This window comes from Kitasatospora sp. NPDC089913 (assembly GCF_044748625.1).
Classification (GTDB): Bacteria; Actinomycetota; Actinomycetes; order Streptomycetales; family Streptomycetaceae; genus Kitasatospora.
The window spans coordinates 797,954-814,738 of sequence record NZ_JBIVGI010000001.1; the positions used below are offsets into that span (position 1 = coordinate 797,954).

Consider the following 16,785-nt stretch of genomic DNA (forward strand, 5'->3'; position numbering starts at 1 on the left):
GGGGGGCGCGCGCCGGGGGCCCCCCCCCCCGGGGGGCGCCGGGGGGGCGCCCCCCCCCGCGGGGGGGGCGGGCGCCCCCGCGCCCCCCGCCCCCCGCGGCCGTACCGGGCTCAGACCAGCAGCTTGTCCTTGGCCTTCTGGTACTCCTCCTCGGAGATGGACCCGTCGGCCTTGAGCGCGGCGAGCTTCGCCAGGTCGTCGACGTGGCTGCGGCCCGTGCCCGCGTCCCCGGTGCCGCCCTCGCCGGGGGTGCCGGCCGCGTCCCGGATGTAGGCCTTGAACGCCGCGTCGGCCTTCTGGGCCTGGGCGACGTCTCGTTCGCCCATGCTCTTGCCGCGCACGATCACGTACACCAGCACGCCGATCAGCGGCAGCAGGATCACCAGGATCATCCAGCCCGCCTTGGCCCAGCCGCCCATGTCGTGGCTGCGGAAGATGTCCGTGATGATCTTGAACAGCAGGAAGAACCAGAGGATCCAGAGGAACAGCTCCAGCATCGTCCAGAAGATGTTGAGCAGCGGGTAGTTGTCCATGACGGCTCCCGTCGGTGCGGGCCCGAGGGGGACCCGAGTCCCTTCGAGTCTTATCACCGCCGATCGGGTGCCATGCTGCGGTGCTGAGCCATTCCGGTGATCCTGCGGAGGCGGAGGCGGAGGCGGAGGCGGAGGCGGAGGCGGGGCCCTGGGCCCGAGGCTTTGGGGCCCGGGCACGGCCCGACGGCCTCCGGGCGGGCTCAGCGCGGTCGCGACCGCAGCTCGACCGCCAGCGCGATCAGCTCGCCCCACCAGGCCTCGTGGCCGCCCAGCAGCAGCCGTCGGGCCTCGTCCGGCTCCACCGCCCGGACCTCGACGACCTGCTCGCCGTCGTCCGGGTTGGTCGGCACCGAGTCCACCGCCACGTCGGCCCAGCCCCAGAGCCACGCCTTCTCCGGGTGCGGCTGCCACGGCCGGTAGGGCACCGGGTCGTCGGTCACGCAGCGGTGCGCCCCCAGCCAGACCGGGGCGCCGAGCAACCGGGCGCCGGCCTCCTCGCGCAGCTCGCGGACCAGGCAGGAGTCCACGGACTCGTTGTGCTCGCGGGTGCCGCCGGGCAGGAACCAGTGGTTCCGGTCGTCACGGCAGAGCACCACCCGGTCGTCGTCGGTGAAGCCCACCAGGTGGATGTTGGTGACCAGCTCGTCCGGCGGCAGGACGGTGGAGAACTGCGCGTCGTAACGGCCCCAGGCCCAGTACTGCGGCGCGTGCAGGGCCGGGAAGAGCGCGGCCAGCTCGGTGGCCCGGGACGCGTCACCGGGCCGGGGCGGTCTGGGGATCGAGGGCGCCCCGGCCGGATCGCTCGTCCGGGCCGTCCCGCCCGCCCCGGCCGCGTCGGTGGCGGGGCCGGCACCAGTGGCACGGCCGGCATCGGTGGCATGGCTGGCATCGGTGGTATCGGTCATTCGGTGATCGTAGTCCCGGCCGGACGCAGCAGGGGGGTGGTCTGGTGAGCCAGGGTCAGCTCCGCGGCGTCGATCGCCCGGGGCCGGCGCGGGACTTTCGCCTCCAGCGGCTGCCGCACCCAACTGCCGAGCGAGATCTCGGCGGTGATGCCCGGACCGAAGCCGGCGATCAGCCCCTGGGTGCCGTCCTCGACCCCGCCCTCCTCGAACATCCGGGCCAGTGCGTCGAAGACCACGGCGCTGGCGATGTTGCCGCGCTCGGTGAGCGTGGCCCGGGAGAACCGGAACGCGGCGGGCTCCAGGTTGAGGAAGCGGCAGAGGTCGTCGAGGATCCGCGGACCGCCCGCGTGCACGATGTAGAAGCCGAGACCGGAGACGTCCCAGGCGTGGTCGGTGGCCAGGGCGCGCAGGGCGGGCGCGAGCATCTCCATGGTGCCGGGCACGCGCTTGTCGAGCTGGAAGTGGAATCCGGTGTCCTTGACCCCGTAGGAGATCCAGTGCTCGGTCTCCGGGACGAGGTGCGAGCCGTTGCGCTCCAGATGGACGCCGGTGCCGCCGTGGCCGCGCAGCACGACGGCGGCGATCGCGTCGCCGAACAGCCCGTTGGAGAGCAGCGAGCCGACGCCGAGGTCGGTGGGCTGGTAGCAGAGCGAGCAGAACTCGCAGGCGACGACGAGCACATTGGCGCCGGGGTAGGCGCGGCAGAAGTCGTGCGCCCGGTTGACGGCGGCGCCGCCGGCCGCGCAGCCGAGCTGGGCGATCGGCAGCTGGCGGGTGTCGGAGCGGAACCCCATGCTGTTGATCAGCCAGGCGGTCAGCGAGGGCATCATGAAGCCGGTGCAGGACACGTAGACGATGAGGTCGATGTCCTGGGCCGTGAGGTCGGCGTGGCCGAGGGCGCGCTCGACCACCTCCGGGACGCGGCGTTTGGCCTCCCGCTCGTAGACGGCGTTGCGCGCGGTGAAACCGGGGTGCCGGAGGGTCTCCTCGATGGGCTGGACCAAGTACCTGGTCCGCACCCCGGTGTTCTCGATCAGCCGCAGGGCGAGCCCGAGCTGCGGGTGGTCGGCGTGCAGGGTGCGCGCCAGGTCGAGGGTCTCGTCGAGCGTGATGACGTGCTCGGGGACGGCGACGGCGGGGCGGCAGAGCGTAGGCATGGCGGGGTCTCCGATGGGCAGGTGGCCTGTGGGCGGGCCCCTGCGGGCAGATCGCCCGCACGCAGGGGGCCCGCGGCTGGGGCGGTCGTCACCAGGCGACGGGCAGGGTCCGCGGGTAGCGCCAGATCGAGCCGGTCCGCCAGTCCAGTGCCTCCGGCGGTACGGCGAGCCGGAGCCCCGGGAAGCGGTTCAGCAGGGTGCCGATGGCCACCTGGAGCTCCATCCGGGCCAGATGGGAGCCGAGGCAGTGGTGGGTGCCGTAGCCGAAGGTCATGTGGGTGGGGGCGCCCCGGTCGAGATCGAGCTCGTCGGGGCGCTCGTACACCGCCGGGTCGCGGTTGGCGGCCAGGTAGGAGACGTGCACCGGCTCACCGGCCCGGATCAGCACGCCGCCGAGCTCGACGTCCTCGGTGGCGACCCGGGCGATGCCCACGCCCTGGCGGAACGGGATGAAGCGGAGCAGCTCCTCCAGCGCGCGCGGCAGCATCTCGGGCTGGGCGCGCAGCTTGGCGAGCTGCTCGGGGTGGGTGAGCAGGGTGTAGGTGATGTTGGACAGCTCGTAGGTACTGGTGTCGTGGCCGGTCACCAGCAGGACCATGGCCATCACGGCGAGTTCGTCGTCGTCCAGCAGCTCGGCGCCGTCGCGGGCGGTGGCGAGGGCGCTGATGAGGTCCTCGCCGGGATCGCGCCGGCGGGCGGCGGTGAGCTCGGCGAAGTAGGCGCGCAGCGCGGTCTTGGCGTTGACCTGGCCGGCGCCGCTGTTCGGCCCCATCGCCATCATCGCCACGGCGTGGCCGCGGAGTTCGGTGCGGTCCTCGGCGGGGATGTCGAGCAGCTCGCAGATGGTGGTGAGCGGGAGCCGGGCGGAGAGATGGGCGACGAGGTCGGCGGGCGCGCCGTGCTCGGTCATCTCGTCGAGGTAGCCGTCGACGACGCGCTGGGTGTGCGCGCGCATCCGCTCCACCTGGCGGTTGGTGAACCCCTGGGCGACGAGGCGGCGCAGCCGGTTGTGGGCCGGCGGGTCCATCAGGTTGATCGACTCGACCTGGGCGATCGGGGCGGGAGTCATCCGCGGCAGGTCCCGGCCGATGCCCGCGGCGCGGCTGAACCGGCGGTCGGTGGTGACCACCCGGACGTCCTCGTAACGGGTGGCCAGCCAGGCCTCGCCCTCGCCGTGCGGCAGGCGGATTCTGGCGATCGGCTCCTCGGTGAGCAGCCGCTTCAGGAGCGGGTCGAACTCCAGGCCGTCGGTGTGGTTGAAGGGGCAGTCCCACACGGATGCGGAGGAGGGAGTCACGGGCTGATCCAGGGGCCGGTTTCTGCCGCCCGACCGGGATCGTTCGGGCGCGGACGTGCTGATGTTCCCCCATCCGGCGGCGAAAATGGCGTCAGGGGCGATCTTTCCCTCGATCGAGGGAGATAGAGGATTGTCATGCGATATGGGCGAGTTGGGCTCCGCGGGCGGAGGAAGTGCGGAGCGGGCAGGTGCCGGAGTCAGCCCGCCCGGCGGGGGCCCACGCCGTGCAGCACGGTGTCGACGATCAGGGCGGCCAGGGTGTCCGGGTCGGCGTCGACGGGCCCGGCGCCGCCCTCGCCGTGCAGCGCCTCGCCGATGAGGGCGTAGTAGACCCGGCGCACCCACTCCAGGTCGGCGTCGGCGGCGATCACTCCCTGTTCCCGGATCCGGCCGAGCAGTTCGACGCAGCGGCGCGCGATCGCCTCGTGGATCCGGGCGGCCGGCTCGCTCCCCGCGGCCGCCGGCCCCAGGGCGAAGCCCCAGGACGCCTTCACCCGCAGCACGTTGGCCGTCGCCCGGTGCAGCGCGACCAGCGGCGGCGCGGTCTCCGGGTGCCCGTCCTCGATCGCCTCGGCGAGCTTGGCCGCGGCCTCGGTGGCGAGCGCGTCGAGCAGCGCCTGCCGGTTGGCGAAGCGGCGGTGCACGGTGGTGCGGGTGACCCCGGCCGCCTCCGCGATCTGCTCCATGGTCGCGCCCGGGTGCTCGGCCAGGACGCGTTCGGCCGCCGCGAGGATCGCGCGGACGCTGCGTTCGGCGTCGGCGCGCAGCGGGCGCCCGGGCGTGCGGTTCATCTGTGTGCCTCCAGCTCTGCCGTACCCGGGAACGGTACAGCGGGGGATCGGCTCGCCCACTAACTGAAACAGAAGTGTCGCAGCTCTAGGATTATCAGATACTCTCGTGTTGCAGATCGAGTCATAGGTCGAGTCACAGATCGAAGGACAAGGGAGCACCACCGTGCGCACTGCCACCACTGCTCTGATCACCGGCGCGTCCTCCGGCCTCGGTGCCGAGTTCGCCGCCCAGCTCGCCGCGCGCGGTCACGACCTCGTCCTGGTCGCCCGCTCCGCCGACCGCCTGCACGACCTCGCCGAGCGCCTGGGCAAGGCCCACGGCATCACCGCCCACGTCCTGGTCCAGGACCTCGCCGCCCCCGACGCCGCCCGCCGCGTCGGCGCCGAACTCGCGGACCGGGGCATCGCCGTGGACATCCTGGTCAACAACGCCGGCTTCGGCACCTGCGGCCCGTTCGAGACCGTCGACGGGCAGCGCGACCACGACCAGCTGATGGTCAACGTGGTCGCCCTCGTCGACCTCACCCACGAACTCCTCCCCGGCATGCTCGCGCGCGGCGGGGGTTCGGTGATCAACGTGTCCTCCACGGCGAGCTTCCAGCCCACCCCGTACCTCGCCGTCTACGGCGCCTCGAAGACCTTCGTGCTCAACTTCAGCCTCGCGCTGCGGCAGGAGTACCGGAAGCGCGGCATCCGCGTCCTGGCCTTCTGCCCCGGGCCGGTGGAGACCGAGTTCTTCAACGTCATCGGCACCCGGAAGGCCGCTGTCACGGGCAGCTTCGCGACGGTCGGCCCGGTCGTCCGGGCGGCGCTGCGGGCCCTCGACGCCGACCGCGCCTACGTGGTGCCGGGCCTCGCCAACCAGCTCAGCGCCCACCTCACCCCGCGCCGCCCGCGCACCCTGGTCGCCGCGCTGGCCGAACGCCTCTCGCGCGGCGTCCGCGACGCGCTGGCGGGCGGCGGGACGGGCGGCGAGGCGGGCGCCCGCGAGCCGAGCGGCGAGCGGGTGGCCTGAACGGGACACAGGGACCGCTCGTGTTCCGTGGCCGGGACAGGAGACCTGCGGCGCGACCGCGAGGAATCAGGAACCGGAGCCCCGCCGGGGCTCCGGCCGTCACTTGCTGGGGAGGTACTCCCGGCTCCAGGTCACTCGTTCACGGCCGCGTGGGCGGCGCGGTAGAACCCGGAGACCGTGGTGGCGTGTTCGCGGCACTCGGCGAGGGTCGCGGCATGGTTCGCCAGATAGCTCGCCCGGTGGTAGGCCCGAGCGGTGACAGGGTGCCGTTCGATCTCCACCACCGCCGACCAGTGCGCCACGAACGAGCGGAGCGGCTGAACGCTCGCGGCCTCGATGGCCTCGGCCATCGCCTTGGTCTGTCCGTCGAGCATTTCGGGGAGGCGGTCGGCGGCGACCACGGCCAGGGCGGCTCTGAGCGCTGCCGGGTTCTGCTCGGGCCGAGGGATCAGTTCGACTCCGTCGTGCACGGGCCGGCTCATGGCGGCCCTCCTCTCCTCCAGGGTGAGCCTACTCGGTGCCGACCGCTGGAGCGATGAACGGTTCTCCTGAGGGTCGGGCGGTGCGGGCGGCGACACGGGGGTAATTCGCTTGACCGCGATCGTCGGGGCGGATGCACTGTGGCCGGGGCGCCACGTGTGGTGGTGCGAACGATCCGGGGAGGCAGCAGTACTGATGGAGATCCGTGCCACGAGCGAACAGGACCGCGAGAGGTTCGTCGCCACCATGCACTCGGCCTTCGGGCTGTTCCCCGGAACCACCACCGAGGACGGCGGCGGGGCCTGGTGGTCGGCCTTCGAGCTGGACCGGGGGCTGTTCGCGGTGGCGGACAACGGGCGGCCCGTGGGTACCGCTGCCGCGTACTCCTTCGAACTCACCCTGCCCGGCGGCGGCATCGTCCCGGTCTCCGGAGTCACCGCCGTCGGCGTCGCGCCCACGCACCGGCGGCAGGGCGCGCTCACCGCGATGATGCGGCGTCAGCTCGCCGACATCCGCGAGCGCGGCGAGTTCCTCTCGGTGCTGCTGGCCTCGGAGGCCGTGATCTACCGCCGTTTCGGTTACGGACCGGCGACCTGGACCAACCGGCTGACCGTGCCGCGCAAGCGGGCCGAGCTGATCACCCCGAGGGCGGGCGGCGAGGACACCGGTTCCGTCGAGCTGCTGCGCAGCGACGACTGCCAGGAGATCCTGGAGGACGTCTACGACCGCTACCGCCGGGCCCAGCCCGGGGCGCTCTCGCGCCCGCACCGCTGGTGGGCCCTGCGGGCCGGTCAGCCCCCGATCTCCCCGGCGCCCCGCTACGTCGTGCTGCACCGCGACGCCGCCGGCGTCCCGGACGGCTACGCGAGTTACGCGCTCGGCGACTTCGACCGCGTGAACAAGACGAGCGTCCTGACCGTGGACGAGGTCATCGCCCTCGACGACACCGTGTTCACGGCGTTGGCCCGCACCGTGCTCGGCCACGACCTGATCGGTCAGGTCGTGTTCAAGCACGTCCCGTCCTGGCACCCGCTGCGCTGGCAGCTGGAGGACATTCGCAGCGGCGAGACCAGCGCCGAGGAGGACTGGCTCTGGGTGCGGCTGCTGGACGTGCCGCGCGCCCTGGCCGCGCGCGGGTGGTTCGCGGACGGGGAGCTGGTGCTCGACGTCGAGGACGCGTTCCTCGGTGAGCACCACCGCTGGCTGCTCACCGTCCGGGACGGCAAGGCGGAGTGCGCGGAGACCGACCGGGAGCCGGACCTGAGCCTGGACGTGTCCGACCTGGGCTCGGTCTACCTCGGCGGCACCACCCCGAGCACGCTGGTGCGTGCGGGCCGGATCGAGGCCCACCGGCCGGGCGCGGCCGCCGAGGCCGACCGCCTCTTCGGCACGGAGCGGCCGCCGCACTGCCTGCACTGGTTCTGACCGGGGAACCGGGGATCGCCGACGGCCCGCCGCCCCTGGGCGGCGGGCCGGGTCACGGTCGATCCGTCTCGGCCCGCACCCACTCCAGGTACGCGGCGCTGCCCGCCACCACCGGCACGGCCACCACCTCCGGGGTGTCGTAGTCGTGCCGCGCACCGATGAACTCCGTCAGCTCGTCGAGCAGTTCGGCGCGGGTCTTGAAGTCGGTCCGCCACTCCGCCGCGTCCTGGACCTCGCCGTCCCACCAGTACACGGACCGGATCCGGTACACCTGCGCGCAGGCGGCCAGCCGCGCCCGCACGACCTCCGCCGCCAGGGCGCGGGCCTTCTCCTCGTCGTCGTGGGTCGTGGTCACCACGAGAAACCCACCGCTGTTCGTCGCCATGACCGGAGAGCCTAACCACGGGCGGAACGCCGCGAATCCCCGCACACGCGACCCGCGCCCGATAGGCTCGTCGCCCGGTACATCCCTTCTTCACGACGCGACGACGGAGTGAACGCGATGCCTCTTGAGGGCGAGTACGGGCCGAGTCCGGCACAGTGGATCCGCGAGCAGGTCGAGCTGTACGAGAGTTCGGGTGGCACCGAGGGAACGACGCTGAGGGACACCGGTCTGCCGGTCGTCGTCATCACGATGCGCGGCGCGAAGAGCGGCAAGGTGCGCAAGGTCCCGGTGATGCGGGTGGAGCACGAGGGACGGTACGCGGCCGTGGCCTCGAAGGGCGGCTTCCCGGAGCACCCGGTCTGGTACCTCAACCTGACGACCGACCCGCACGTGGAGCTCCAGGACGGTCCCGTGCGACAGGAGATGACGGCCCGCGAGGTGACCGGGTCCGAACGCGCCGAGTGGTGGGAGCGCGCGGTCGCCGCCTTCCCGACGTACGCCGAGTACCAGGAGAAGACCGACCGCCTGATCCCCGTCTTCGTCCTGGAGCCCGGACACCGGTAGGACCGGGCGCCGGGTTCACCTCGGGCGGCGCGCTTCGGGGAACCTCCGCAGCTCACGGGTCGCGATCGCGGAGGCGATCGGGTGCAGGCGATCGGGTCGGTCCGCTCCCGCCGATCCGAACGACAGGGTCCGCGTACGGCGGTAACCTACTCACTTACCCAGCGGGGGATGTGCCCGAGCCGTCCTGAAGTCGCCATTTCTGACACGCACCTGACGAAATATCAGTCACGTGCGTTCGAGGGAGTACCTATGTCCCGGAGCCGCAAGCTCCACCGTCTCAGCAACCCCGATGCCAACGAGCGCCGCGCCCAGCGGATGCTGTTCCGGCACCTCCGCGACGACACCAACGCGAACCGCGGCCGGATGGCGCGGCGGGTGCGCGAGCTCCAGCTCCTGCTGGAGATGGACCCGATCGAGTTCGAGAAGCTGATAGCCCGGCTGATGGAGTCGATGGGCATGAAGGTCGAGCTGACCGCCCGGTCGAAGGACGGCGGGGTGGACGTGCGCGGCATCGACAGCGACCCGTTCCGGGGTGGGAACGTGATCGTGCAGGTCAAGCGCTACCGGGACACGGTGACCCCGTCGGTCGTGCGGGACCTCTTCGGCACGCTCCAGCACGACCGGGCGGCCACCAAGGCCGTGCTCGTCACCACCAGCAAGTTCGGGCCGAGCTCGCACCAGTTCGTCTCCGGCAAGCCGATCACGCTGATCAACGGCTCCGAGCTGGTCGGTCTGCTCAAGCACCACGGCTTCCACGAGATGTTCGCGCCCGCCTGCGCGAGCGCGGTGGACGAGCCGGCCGGCGGGTCGGACGACAGCGCGCCCGCGATCGAGGTGGCCGCCGAGCCCGCACGGCTGCTGCTGCACTGGACGGGGGAGGAGGAGTACGACATCGCCGCCCTGGTCTGCCAGGGCAACCGCGCGCTCTCCGACGACCACCTCGTCTTCTACAACAACGCATCCACGCCGGACGGTTCGGTCCGGCTCGTGACCGGCTACGACGACGCCAACGCGTGCCTGATGGTCGACTTCGACGCGCTGCCCACCGAGGCGGACCGGCTCGTCGTCATCGCCGCGGCCGACACCGAGAACCACCCGGAGGCCACCATGGCCGGGTTCGCCGGACCGGCGCTGATCCTGGAGGCGGGCGCCGACCAGGACGCGGCCGTCGTCCACCTCGCGGACGGGGCGGAGACCAACATCGCGATGCGCCTGGGCCGCTTCGACCGAGACGAGGCGGGAGACTGGGACTTCACCCCCGCCCTCGCGGGCTACCCGGGCGGCCTGCGGCAGGCGGTCGTGGCGTACGGCCTGGAGGTCACGGACGAGGAGGCGGTGGCCGCGGGGCAGTGACCGCGACCGGCCGCCGCGCAGGAAGTCGACCGCGCCGACTTCCTGCGCGGCGGGCCTCGGAACGATGGTGCGCTGCCCGGCCGTTGATACGGGCATGACGGTGGTGTCGGTGGTGGTCATGGCAGCGGCGGCCCTGGTGGCCGGGCTGGTCGCCCTGGCGGCGGTGGTGAGCAACCGCCGCGACGGCGGACCGGAGGCCGGATCGGGATCCGGCGGCTTCGGCATGTCGGTGTTCGAGGAGCTGCACGCCCTGTTCCACGCGGGCAAGCGCGTCCAGATCGAGCAGCGCCAGGCGCGGCTCGTCCTGCGCGACGACGACCACGCGACCGCCCCGCCCGGCCACGGCATCGACCTGGACGCGGGCACCGCGATGGTGATCCGCAAGCGGCGGGAGCCGGAGGGCCGCGAGAGCCCGTCCTGAGGACGGCCGGCGGCACCCTCTCGTTATCGTCACTCTGACACTAATAGCGTATGCTCGGCTCGGCGCCGGACGGCCGAACGTGTCGTGTCCCGTGCGCCGCCTGCAAGCGAACGGGGGCACGGGCATGGATTGGTACGACGTGGAGCGCTGGCGCCTGGAGAGCGAGATCGACCGGCTGAGCGACCTCGTGGGAATCCCGGAGGACCTCAGGCCGCGCTGCGAATTCCGCGACGACGGTGCGCGGTTCATCGATTTCCGTTACAACGGCAGGCTGAGGTGCCTCTCCTTCTCCGAGCGGGGCGTCACCGTCGAGCGGAGCACCCGTGAAGTCTCGGAGCTGATGTACTGGGTGATCTCCGACGCGCTCTGCCGGTCCGGCGGTACGTGGGCGCAGCGGGCCTCCGCGCTGCACGCCCTCGACCCGGCATGGGCCGAGCGCTGGTGCGCGGAGCTGGCCGGAACGATCGGCCCGGAGCGGCGGCACGAGGTCCCGACGCTTCCGCCGGAGGAGCCTTTCGTGCTCCGGTCGCCCCGGTTCCGATCGCCGCGCCCGAGGAGACCGGCTCCGGCGGCCGTCCGGCCGGCCACCAGGCGGCCTGCCGGCGCCGGCCCCCGCCCGGCCCCGCTGTCGGCCGCGTTCGTGAGCCCGCCTCGGTCGGCCGATTCGTGCGACCTGTGCCGGAAGCAGCGGCGCACGCCGAAGGGGTTCCCACGTTTCAGGCTGCTCGACCGGTAGCGCCGGGACGGGGTGTTCGGGGTCGGCGGGCAGGAACGATCGGAGCGACATGAACGAGCATCGGCGCCGCCGACGGCAGCGGGATCTGGAGAACGAGATCGACCGGCTGTGGCGCCTTCTGGGCCTCCCGGGGGAACACAAGCCGTCTTTCGACTTCGCGTCCGGCAACACCATCGGGATCCGGGCCGACGGGACGATGGGCTACTTCTCCTTCGAGAGGGGGGAGAAGCTTTCCGAGCGGTTCACCGACGATGCCTCGGAGCTGTTGTACTGGGTCGTCCGTGACGGGCTTCCCGCGCACGAATGGCTGTGGGAGCGGCAGGCTGCCGCGTTGTACGCCCTCGATCCGGCGTGGGCCGAGCGCTGGTGCACCGAGCTGGCGGATCGAGTGGGCCCGGAGTGGCAGCACGAAATCCCGGTTCTGCCGCCGGAGCGACCGTTCGTCCTCAGGAAGCCCGGCTCGCGACCACGGAGGCCGCGGCGTCGGAAGCCGGCCCCGGCGAGCTCGGCGCGGCCCGGTGATCCGTGCGAGTGGTGCCGGCCGCGACCGGTTGAGGAACTGCTCGCCCCGCCCCGTTTCAGGCTCCCCGGCCGGTAGCCCCGGGTGGTCACCAGGCCGCCTCGCGGTAGTCCTTGAGGAAGACCCCGGAGACCGGGGAGCCCGCCTCGCCGCGGACCACGGGGTCGTAGACGCGGGCGGCGCCGTCGACGATGTCGAGCGGGGTGCGGAAGCCGTTGGCGGCGATCCGGGCCTTCCGGGGGGCCGGATTCTCGTCGGTGATCCAGCCGGTGTCGACGGCGCACATGTGCACGCCCCGGGTGGCGAGTTCCTCCGCGCTGGTGCGGGTGAGCATGTTGAGCGCGGCCTTGGCCATGTTGGTGTGCGGGTGGCCGGGGGTCTTGTTGCGGACGGCGAACCGGCCCTCCACGGCCGTCACGTTGACGATGTAGCGGCGCGGGTGCGGGGAGGCGAGCAGCAGCGGCAGCAGCCGGTCGCAGAGCAGGGCCGGGGCGAGCGCGTTGACGAGCTGGACCTCCAGGACCTCGGTGGGGTCGAGCGAACCGAGGCGGGCGGACCAGGAGTTGGTGTCGGCGAGGTCCGGCAGCAGGCCGGCCTCGTCGGTCCCGAGCGGGACCGGTAGCGGTGACGCAAGCGGTGACGGGAGCAGTGACGGGAGCAGTGACGGGAGCGGCGACGGCGCCGGGGCGGCCGTCGCCCGGAAGCCGGGCGCATGCGTGACGTTCGCGGCGTCGCCCGCGGGCAGGGCGGACCGCTCGCCGGCGGCCAGCAGGGCGTAGGACTCGGGCGGGCGGCGCAAGGTCTGCGCGGCGTTGTTGACCAGGATGTCCAACGACCGCCCGTCGGTGCGCAGTTGCTCGGTGAGGCCGAGCACCTGGCGCGGGTCGCGCAGGTCGATGCCGATGACGGTGAGGCGGTCCCACCAGGCGGCGCTGCCCTCGGCGGCCCGGAAGCGGCGCACGGTGTCGTGCGGGAAACGGCTGGTGACGAGCAGCTCGGCGCCGTCGCGCAGCATCATCAGGGCCAGCTGGAAGCCGATCTTCACCCGGCCGCCGGTGAGCAGCGCGCGGCGGCCCCGGAGGTCGGTGGAGAGGGCGCGGCGGGAGGTGTTGTCGGCCGCGCAGGGGCGGCAGAGCATGTGGTAGAACGCGTCCACCTCGCGGTACCGCCGCTTGCAGACGTAGCAGCGGCGGCTGCCGCGGAGTTCGCCGACGGGGGCCGAGTCCGCCCGGGCGGGCAGCGGGGCGTCCTCCCGGCGGTCGCGGGCGCCGGTGGCGGTGGCGGCGAGCAGCGCGGCGTCGGCGGCCAGGACCTGGGCGCGCTCCTCCTGGCGGCGCTGCTTGCGGCTCGCGCGGTGGAAGGAGCTGAGCTGCCGCTCGGCGTGCAGCCGGGTGACGTCGCCGGTGGGCAGTGCGCGCAGGCGGGCGAGGGTGCGGCCGAACGCGGCCAGTTCCTCGGGGGTGACCTCCCCGGTCGTGCTGCCCGTGTCGTCCCGGACCGTCATGTCCGCCCCCTCGTGCGCCTGTTCACCTGCGTCGGAGCGGCCGGCGGGCGGCTCCGGTGATGGGGGGACTGTAGTGGACGGCCCGCGAACGCGCGCTCGAATAACGCCGCGCCGGCGGCCCGTGGGGGTGGGGCCGCCGGCGCGGGGCGGGTGGGGCGGTCGGGCGGGGCCGGTCAGCCCGTGTACTGGGCGAAGATCTTCGCGAACTCGTACGGCTGCTGCGGGATGTTGGTGCACTTGAAGAGGCCGCCGGTGCAGGCGTTGGCGTCCCGGGTGGCGTCCCAGAAGGCCAGTTCGCCCAGGTGGTGCTGGCGGGCGAAGGCGACCAGCTGCTGGGCGTCGGCCTGGTTGTAGATCTGGTGGTCGTCGTTCTCGCCGATCATCGGGGTGACGCCGACGGCCGACCACAGCTGGGCGTCGCTCTTGGCCGGGTACAGGGCCTTGAGCTGACCGTACAGGGACTGCGCCGCCTGGACGGCGGCGTCGCCGTAGTCCGCGCCGGAGCGGTAGTAGTCCATCGCCATGATGTTGACGAGGTCGACGTTCACCCCCGCGTCGCGGGCCGAGCGGACGATGGCGACGCCCTCGGTGGTGAGGCCCTCCGGGAGCACGGGCAGGGTGAAGGAGACCTTCAGCCCCGGGTTGGCCTTCTGCAGCTTGGCGAGCGCGGCAGAGCGGCGGTCGTTGGCGGCGGTGTCGGCGATCGCGGCGCCCTCGATGTCGAAGTCCACGTAGCGCAGGTTGTAGGCCTTCACCACCGCGTCGTACTCGGCGAACAGCGAGTCGACGGTGGTGCAGGCGGCGGCGAGTTCGGTGCCGCTGGCGCCGCCGAAGGAGAGCTTGACGTCGCCGCCGGCCGCGCGCAGCGCGTCGATCTGGTCCTTGGCCCAGCCGGTGCGCGGGTCGTAGGCGTTGAACCAGCTGGCCTTGCAGCCGACGGCGGTGACGAAGCCCATGGTGAAGGCCTTGAGGTTGCCGGACTTGGCCATCGCGGGCAGCGAGGGGGTCGGCCAGGCGCCCATGTCGATGTACGGGGCGACCGGGAGGGCCACGTCGGGCGCGGGGGTGGTGGGCGGCGTGGTCGTGGGCGGGGTGGTGGTCGGGGGCGTCGTGGTCGGCGGGGTGGTGGGCGGCGGGGTGGTCGGGTTGCCACCGGGGCCGGACAGCGTGACGTCGTCGGCGAGGTAGGCGCCCTGGCCGTACCAGCCGTGCAGGTAGACGTTGACGCTGGTGGTGGCCGCGCCGGTGGTGAAGGTGGCGCTCAGCTGCTGCCAGCCGCTGCCGCCGGGCGTCCAGACGGCCGGGTCGGTGACCCCGCTGCCGGTCGCGCCGAGGTAGACGTACTGGCCCTTGACCCAGGCGCTCAGCGTGTAGGTGGTGTTGGGCTTCACGGCGACGCTCTGGCCGCACTGGGCGGTGTCGGAGCTGCCGACCGCGCCGCTCAGGGCGTACGAGCCGCCGTGCGCGCCGGAGTTGACCACGCTGCCGGTGGTGCCGGAGCAGCTCCACGGGCCGAGCGAGCCGCTCTCGAAGCCGGGGTTGGCGAGCAGGTTGCCGTCGGCGGCGCCGGCGTTCCCGGCGACCGCGGCCAGGCCGGCGCCGGCGAGGACGACGGCGGTGGCGAGGCCGAGGAGCTTGGTGCGGACGGCCGGGCGGCGGTGCCGGGCAGGGGTGTCGTGGGGCGCGCGTGGCATGGGGGTGCCTCTCGGGAACGAGGTCTGCCACCGGCCTCGCGCGGTGGGGAGGAGGGCGCGGGGGCGGGTGACGGCGGAGGGTGGTCCGGGTGGGGGAGGTGCGCGGTGCTGAGGACCAAGCTGGACTAGACCACCTGCGCACGTCAAGAACCTTCGGGGCATCAAAGGAGGCTCCCAGTCGGCCTTACGCGGACGTTAAGGTTCCGGCGGGAGGATGCGGGCAGGCGCCGCGCCGGGTGGTGGACGGCCGGGCGAGCGGGCCCGCCCAACCCCTAGGGTGCCGCCATGATCGAAGACATGGCGGGGCGGAACCTGCGGTGCCTCTTCCTCGGCGACTCCTTCACCCAGGGTGTCGGCGACCCGGAGTTCCGGGGCTGGGTGGGCCGCGTGGCGGCGGACTGCTGGACGGGCCCCCGGGCCGTAGCGGCCGAGGTGACGGTGTTCAACCTGGGGGTCCGGCGGAACACGTCGGCCGACGTGCGGGCGCGTTGCTGGGGCGAGACGGACGTCCGGGTGCTGCCGGGCGCGGACAACCGGCTGGTGCTGTCGGTGGGCAGCAACGACGCGGTGGAGGAGGCCGGTCGGCCGCGGGTCGAGCCGGACGCGTGCCTGGCGAACGTGGCCGCGCTGCTGGACGGCGCCCGGGGCCGGGGGCTCGTGCCGTTCGTGGTGGGTCCGCCGCCGGTGGTCGACGCGGGGGCGCCGCACCTGGGGCGGCTGCTGTCGCTGGCGGAGGGCATCGCCGGGGTCTGCGCCGCGCGAGGGGTGCCGTTCGTCGATGTGACGGCCGCCCTGGCGGCGGACCGGACGTGGGTCGCGGAGGCCCTGGCCGCGGACGGCGCGCACCCGGGGGCGGGCGGCTACCGGCGGCTCGCGGACCTGGTGCTGGGCGGCGGGTTCCGGGAGTGGTCGGCGGAGCGCGGGCGCGGCCCGGGTCTCCCGGGCCGGGCTTGACCTCGAGCGCACTCCAAGGGGCAGGCTGGGGCCCGTTGATCCGACCGCACGTCGGCGCCACGGGGCCGGCACCAGTGAGGAGTACGTCATGCGCAACGCCACGCTCGGCAGCGAGGGCCCCGAGGTCGGGGTCGTCGGCCTCGGCTGCATGGGGATGACCTGGGCCTACGACGTCCACAACCGGGACGACGAGACCTCGGTCCGGGTGATCCGGCAGGCGCTCGACCTCGGGGTCACGCTGATCGACACCTCCGACATCTACGGCCCGTACAGCAACGAGGAGGTGGTCGGCGCCGCGCTGGCCGGTCCGTACCGGGAGCGGGCGGTGCTCGCCACCAAGGTCGGCCTGGTGCCGGGCACCGGTGCGGAGCGGGTGCTGCGCAACGGCCGGCCCGAGCACATCCGCCGGGCGATCGACGACAGCCTGCACCGCCTCGGCACCGACCACGTCGACCTGTACCAGCTGCACCGGGTCGACCCGGAGGTGCCGATCGAGGAGTCCTGGGGCGCGCTCGCCGAGGTGGTGGCGGCCGGCAAGGCGCGCCGGATCGGGCTGTCCGAGGTGGGCGTCGAGGAGATCGAGCGCGCCCGGGCCGTCCACCCGGTGGCCTCGGTGCAGAACGAACTGTCGCTGTGGACCAGGGACTCGCTGGCCGAGGTGCTGCCGTACACCGAGGAGCACGGGATCGCGTTCCTGCCGTTCTCACCGCTCGGCCGGGGCTTCCTGACCGGCGGCATCGCCTCCTTCGACGAACTGCCGGCCGACGACTTCCGCCGCGGCCTGCCGCGCTTCCAGCAGGACGCGCTGAAGGCGAACCTGGCACTGGTGGAGCGGGTGCGGGAGGTCGCGGCGAGGGTCGGCGCGACGCCCGCGCAGGTGGCGCTCGCCTGGGTGGTCGCGCAGGGGCGGTACGTGCTGCCGATCCCGGGCACCAAGACGCCCGAGTACCTGGTGCAGAACGCGGCGGCGGCCGAGCTGGTGCTGTCGCCGGCGGACCTCGCCGAGCTGGACGCGCTGCCGGCGCCGTCGGGCGACCGGTACTGAGCGGGG

Annotated in this window: 18 protein-coding genes; 9 read left to right on the forward strand and 9 right to left on the reverse strand. The window is 73.2% G+C overall.

The genetic code is table 11. The annotated features are described in order from the left end of the window. Positions 1–110: 110 nt before the first annotated feature. The 5 genes from ACIPYS_RS03580 to ACIPYS_RS03600 form a co-directional block, all read right to left on the reverse strand. Positions 111–533, reverse strand: coding sequence for an SHOCT domain-containing protein (locus ACIPYS_RS03580; RefSeq protein WP_093862593.1), 423 nt, complete (start codon positions 531–533; stop codon positions 111–113). A gap of 200 nt (positions 534–733) precedes the next feature. Beyond that, positions 734–1,438 carry an NUDIX hydrolase gene (locus tag ACIPYS_RS03585; RefSeq protein WP_093862594.1) on the reverse strand — a complete coding sequence of 235 codons (705 nt, stop codon included), beginning with the start codon at positions 1,436–1,438 and terminating at the stop codon, positions 734–736. After that, entirely contained in the window at positions 1,435–2,595 is a 1,161-nt protein-coding gene (locus ACIPYS_RS03590; protein WP_400742528.1) for a type III polyketide synthase, read from the reverse strand. Before ACIPYS_RS03590 ends, ACIPYS_RS03585 begins: the two co-directional genes overlap by 4 nt. A gap of 88 nt (positions 2,596–2,683) precedes the next feature. Then, the gene (locus ACIPYS_RS03595) at positions 2,684–3,904 is read right to left on the reverse strand and encodes a cytochrome P450 (RefSeq protein ID WP_369826259.1); all 1,221 of its coding nucleotides are present in this window, start codon (positions 3,902–3,904) and stop codon (positions 2,684–2,686) included. Between the two features lie 185 nt (positions 3,905–4,089). After that, positions 4,090–4,683 (reverse strand): TetR/AcrR family transcriptional regulator, encoded by a 594-nt coding sequence (locus tag ACIPYS_RS03600; RefSeq protein WP_093862597.1) that lies wholly within the window; start codon positions 4,681–4,683, stop codon positions 4,090–4,092. Positions 4,684–4,846: 163 nt separating this feature from the next. Here ACIPYS_RS03600 and ACIPYS_RS03605 point away from each other — a divergent pair, with 163 nt between their 5' ends. Then, on the forward strand, positions 4,847–5,698 hold the full coding sequence (locus ACIPYS_RS03605) for an SDR family NAD(P)-dependent oxidoreductase (RefSeq protein ID WP_400742530.1): 852 nt from the start codon (positions 4,847–4,849) through the stop codon (positions 5,696–5,698). Positions 5,699–5,829: 131 nt separating this feature from the next. Here ACIPYS_RS03605 and ACIPYS_RS03610 read toward each other — a convergent pair whose 3' ends face one another. Further along, positions 5,830–6,180: a hypothetical protein gene (locus tag ACIPYS_RS03610; protein WP_400742532.1), complete on the reverse strand. Its 351-nt coding sequence runs from the start codon at positions 6,178–6,180 to the stop codon at positions 5,830–5,832. Positions 6,181–6,373: 193 nt separating this feature from the next. On the opposite strand from ACIPYS_RS03610, the gene ACIPYS_RS03615 reads away from it, so the two are divergent. Then, positions 6,374–7,603: a GNAT family N-acetyltransferase gene (locus ACIPYS_RS03615; RefSeq protein ID WP_400742534.1), complete on the forward strand. Its 1,230-nt coding sequence runs from the start codon at positions 6,374–6,376 to the stop codon at positions 7,601–7,603. A gap of 52 nt (positions 7,604–7,655) precedes the next feature. On the opposite strand, the gene cutA is transcribed toward ACIPYS_RS03615, so the two are convergent. Next, entirely contained in the window at positions 7,656–7,988 is a 333-nt protein-coding gene (gene cutA / locus ACIPYS_RS03620) for a divalent-cation tolerance protein CutA (RefSeq protein ID WP_400742536.1), read from the reverse strand. Positions 7,989–8,105: 117 nt separating this feature from the next. Here cutA and ACIPYS_RS03625 point away from each other — a divergent pair, with 117 nt between their 5' ends. The 5 genes from ACIPYS_RS03625 (at position 8,106) to ACIPYS_RS03645 (ending at position 11,660) form a co-directional block, all read left to right on the forward strand. Continuing rightward, a complete protein-coding gene (locus ACIPYS_RS03625) occupies positions 8,106–8,552 on the forward strand; it encodes a nitroreductase family deazaflavin-dependent oxidoreductase (protein ID WP_400742538.1) in 447 nt (148 codons plus the stop codon). Between the two features lie 249 nt (positions 8,553–8,801). Then, positions 8,802–9,905: a restriction endonuclease gene (locus ACIPYS_RS03630; protein WP_159425031.1), complete on the forward strand. Its 1,104-nt coding sequence runs from the start codon at positions 8,802–8,804 to the stop codon at positions 9,903–9,905. 94 nt (positions 9,906–9,999) lie between these two features. Further along, the gene (locus ACIPYS_RS03635) at positions 10,000–10,326 is read left to right on the forward strand and encodes a DUF6191 domain-containing protein (protein ID WP_093862603.1); all 327 of its coding nucleotides are present in this window, start codon (positions 10,000–10,002) and stop codon (positions 10,324–10,326) included. A 124-nt stretch (positions 10,327–10,450) separates the two neighbouring features. Continuing rightward, on the forward strand, positions 10,451–11,062 hold the full coding sequence (locus ACIPYS_RS03640; RefSeq protein ID WP_400742542.1) for a hypothetical protein: 612 nt from the start codon (positions 10,451–10,453) through the stop codon (positions 11,060–11,062). 49 nt (positions 11,063–11,111) lie between these two features. After that, entirely contained in the window at positions 11,112–11,660 is a 549-nt protein-coding gene (locus ACIPYS_RS03645; protein WP_400742545.1) for a hypothetical protein, read from the forward strand. 10 nt (positions 11,661–11,670) lie between these two features. Here the strand turns inward: ACIPYS_RS03645 and ACIPYS_RS03650 are convergent, their stop codons facing one another. Both ACIPYS_RS03650 and ACIPYS_RS03655 read right to left on the reverse strand, forming a co-directional pair. Next, entirely contained in the window at positions 11,671–13,086 is a 1,416-nt protein-coding gene (locus tag ACIPYS_RS03650) for an SDR family NAD(P)-dependent oxidoreductase (RefSeq protein ID WP_400742548.1), read from the reverse strand. A 173-nt stretch (positions 13,087–13,259) separates the two neighbouring features. Further along, complete coding sequence (locus ACIPYS_RS03655) at positions 13,260–14,780, reverse strand: carbohydrate binding domain-containing protein (RefSeq protein ID WP_400742551.1); 1,521 nt, start codon at positions 14,778–14,780, stop codon at positions 13,260–13,262. A 285-nt stretch (positions 14,781–15,065) separates the two neighbouring features. Here ACIPYS_RS03655 and ACIPYS_RS03660 point away from each other — a divergent pair, with 285 nt between their 5' ends. Both ACIPYS_RS03660 and ACIPYS_RS03665 read left to right on the forward strand, forming a co-directional pair. Next, a complete protein-coding gene (locus ACIPYS_RS03660) occupies positions 15,066–15,734 on the forward strand; it encodes a GDSL-type esterase/lipase family protein (protein ID WP_400742554.1) in 669 nt (222 codons plus the stop codon). Positions 15,735–15,822: 88 nt separating this feature from the next. Then, positions 15,823–16,779, forward strand: a complete 957-nt coding sequence (locus ACIPYS_RS03665; protein ID WP_400742556.1) for an aldo/keto reductase — start codon at positions 15,823–15,825, stop codon at positions 16,777–16,779. The last annotated feature ends 6 nt before the right edge of the window (positions 16,780–16,785 follow it).

What these genes read in the sequence shown, in the direction of transcription:
- ACIPYS_RS03580 (WP_093862593.1), bottom strand. Translation starts at nt 533, where the DNA reads ATGGACAACTACCCGCTGCTCAACATCTTCTGGACGATGCTGGAGCTG.
- ACIPYS_RS03590 (WP_400742528.1), bottom strand. Translation starts at nt 2,595, where the DNA reads ATGCCTACGCTCTGCCGCCCCGCCGTCGCCGTCCCCGAGCACGTCATC.
- ACIPYS_RS03585 (WP_093862594.1), bottom strand. Translation starts at nt 1,438, where the DNA reads ATGACCGATACCACCGATGCCAGCCATGCCACCGATGCCGGCCGTGCC.
- ACIPYS_RS03640 (WP_400742542.1), top strand. Translation starts at nt 10,451, where the DNA reads ATGGATTGGTACGACGTGGAGCGCTGGCGCCTGGAGAGCGAGATCGAC.
- ACIPYS_RS03615 (WP_400742534.1), top strand. Translation starts at nt 6,374, where the DNA reads ATGGAGATCCGTGCCACGAGCGAACAGGACCGCGAGAGGTTCGTCGCC.
- ACIPYS_RS03600 (WP_093862597.1), bottom strand. Translation starts at nt 4,683, where the DNA reads ATGAACCGCACGCCCGGGCGCCCGCTGCGCGCCGACGCCGAACGCAGC.
- ACIPYS_RS03625 (WP_400742538.1), top strand. Translation starts at nt 8,106, where the DNA reads ATGCCTCTTGAGGGCGAGTACGGGCCGAGTCCGGCACAGTGGATCCGC.
- ACIPYS_RS03610 (WP_400742532.1), bottom strand. Translation starts at nt 6,180, where the DNA reads ATGAGCCGGCCCGTGCACGACGGAGTCGAACTGATCCCTCGGCCCGAG.
- ACIPYS_RS03635 (WP_093862603.1), top strand. Translation starts at nt 10,000, where the DNA reads ATGACGGTGGTGTCGGTGGTGGTCATGGCAGCGGCGGCCCTGGTGGCC.
- ACIPYS_RS03655 (WP_400742551.1), bottom strand. Translation starts at nt 14,780, where the DNA reads ATGCCACGCGCGCCCCACGACACCCCTGCCCGGCACCGCCGCCCGGCC.
- cutA (WP_400742536.1), bottom strand. Translation starts at nt 7,988, where the DNA reads ATGGCGACGAACAGCGGTGGGTTTCTCGTGGTGACCACGACCCACGAC.
- ACIPYS_RS03630 (WP_159425031.1), top strand. Translation starts at nt 8,802, where the DNA reads ATGTCCCGGAGCCGCAAGCTCCACCGTCTCAGCAACCCCGATGCCAAC.
- ACIPYS_RS03645 (WP_400742545.1), top strand. Translation starts at nt 11,112, where the DNA reads ATGAACGAGCATCGGCGCCGCCGACGGCAGCGGGATCTGGAGAACGAG.
- ACIPYS_RS03660 (WP_400742554.1), top strand. Translation starts at nt 15,066, where the DNA reads ATGATCGAAGACATGGCGGGGCGGAACCTGCGGTGCCTCTTCCTCGGC.
- ACIPYS_RS03650 (WP_400742548.1), bottom strand. Translation starts at nt 13,086, where the DNA reads ATGACGGTCCGGGACGACACGGGCAGCACGACCGGGGAGGTCACCCCC.
- ACIPYS_RS03665 (WP_400742556.1), top strand. Translation starts at nt 15,823, where the DNA reads ATGCGCAACGCCACGCTCGGCAGCGAGGGCCCCGAGGTCGGGGTCGTC.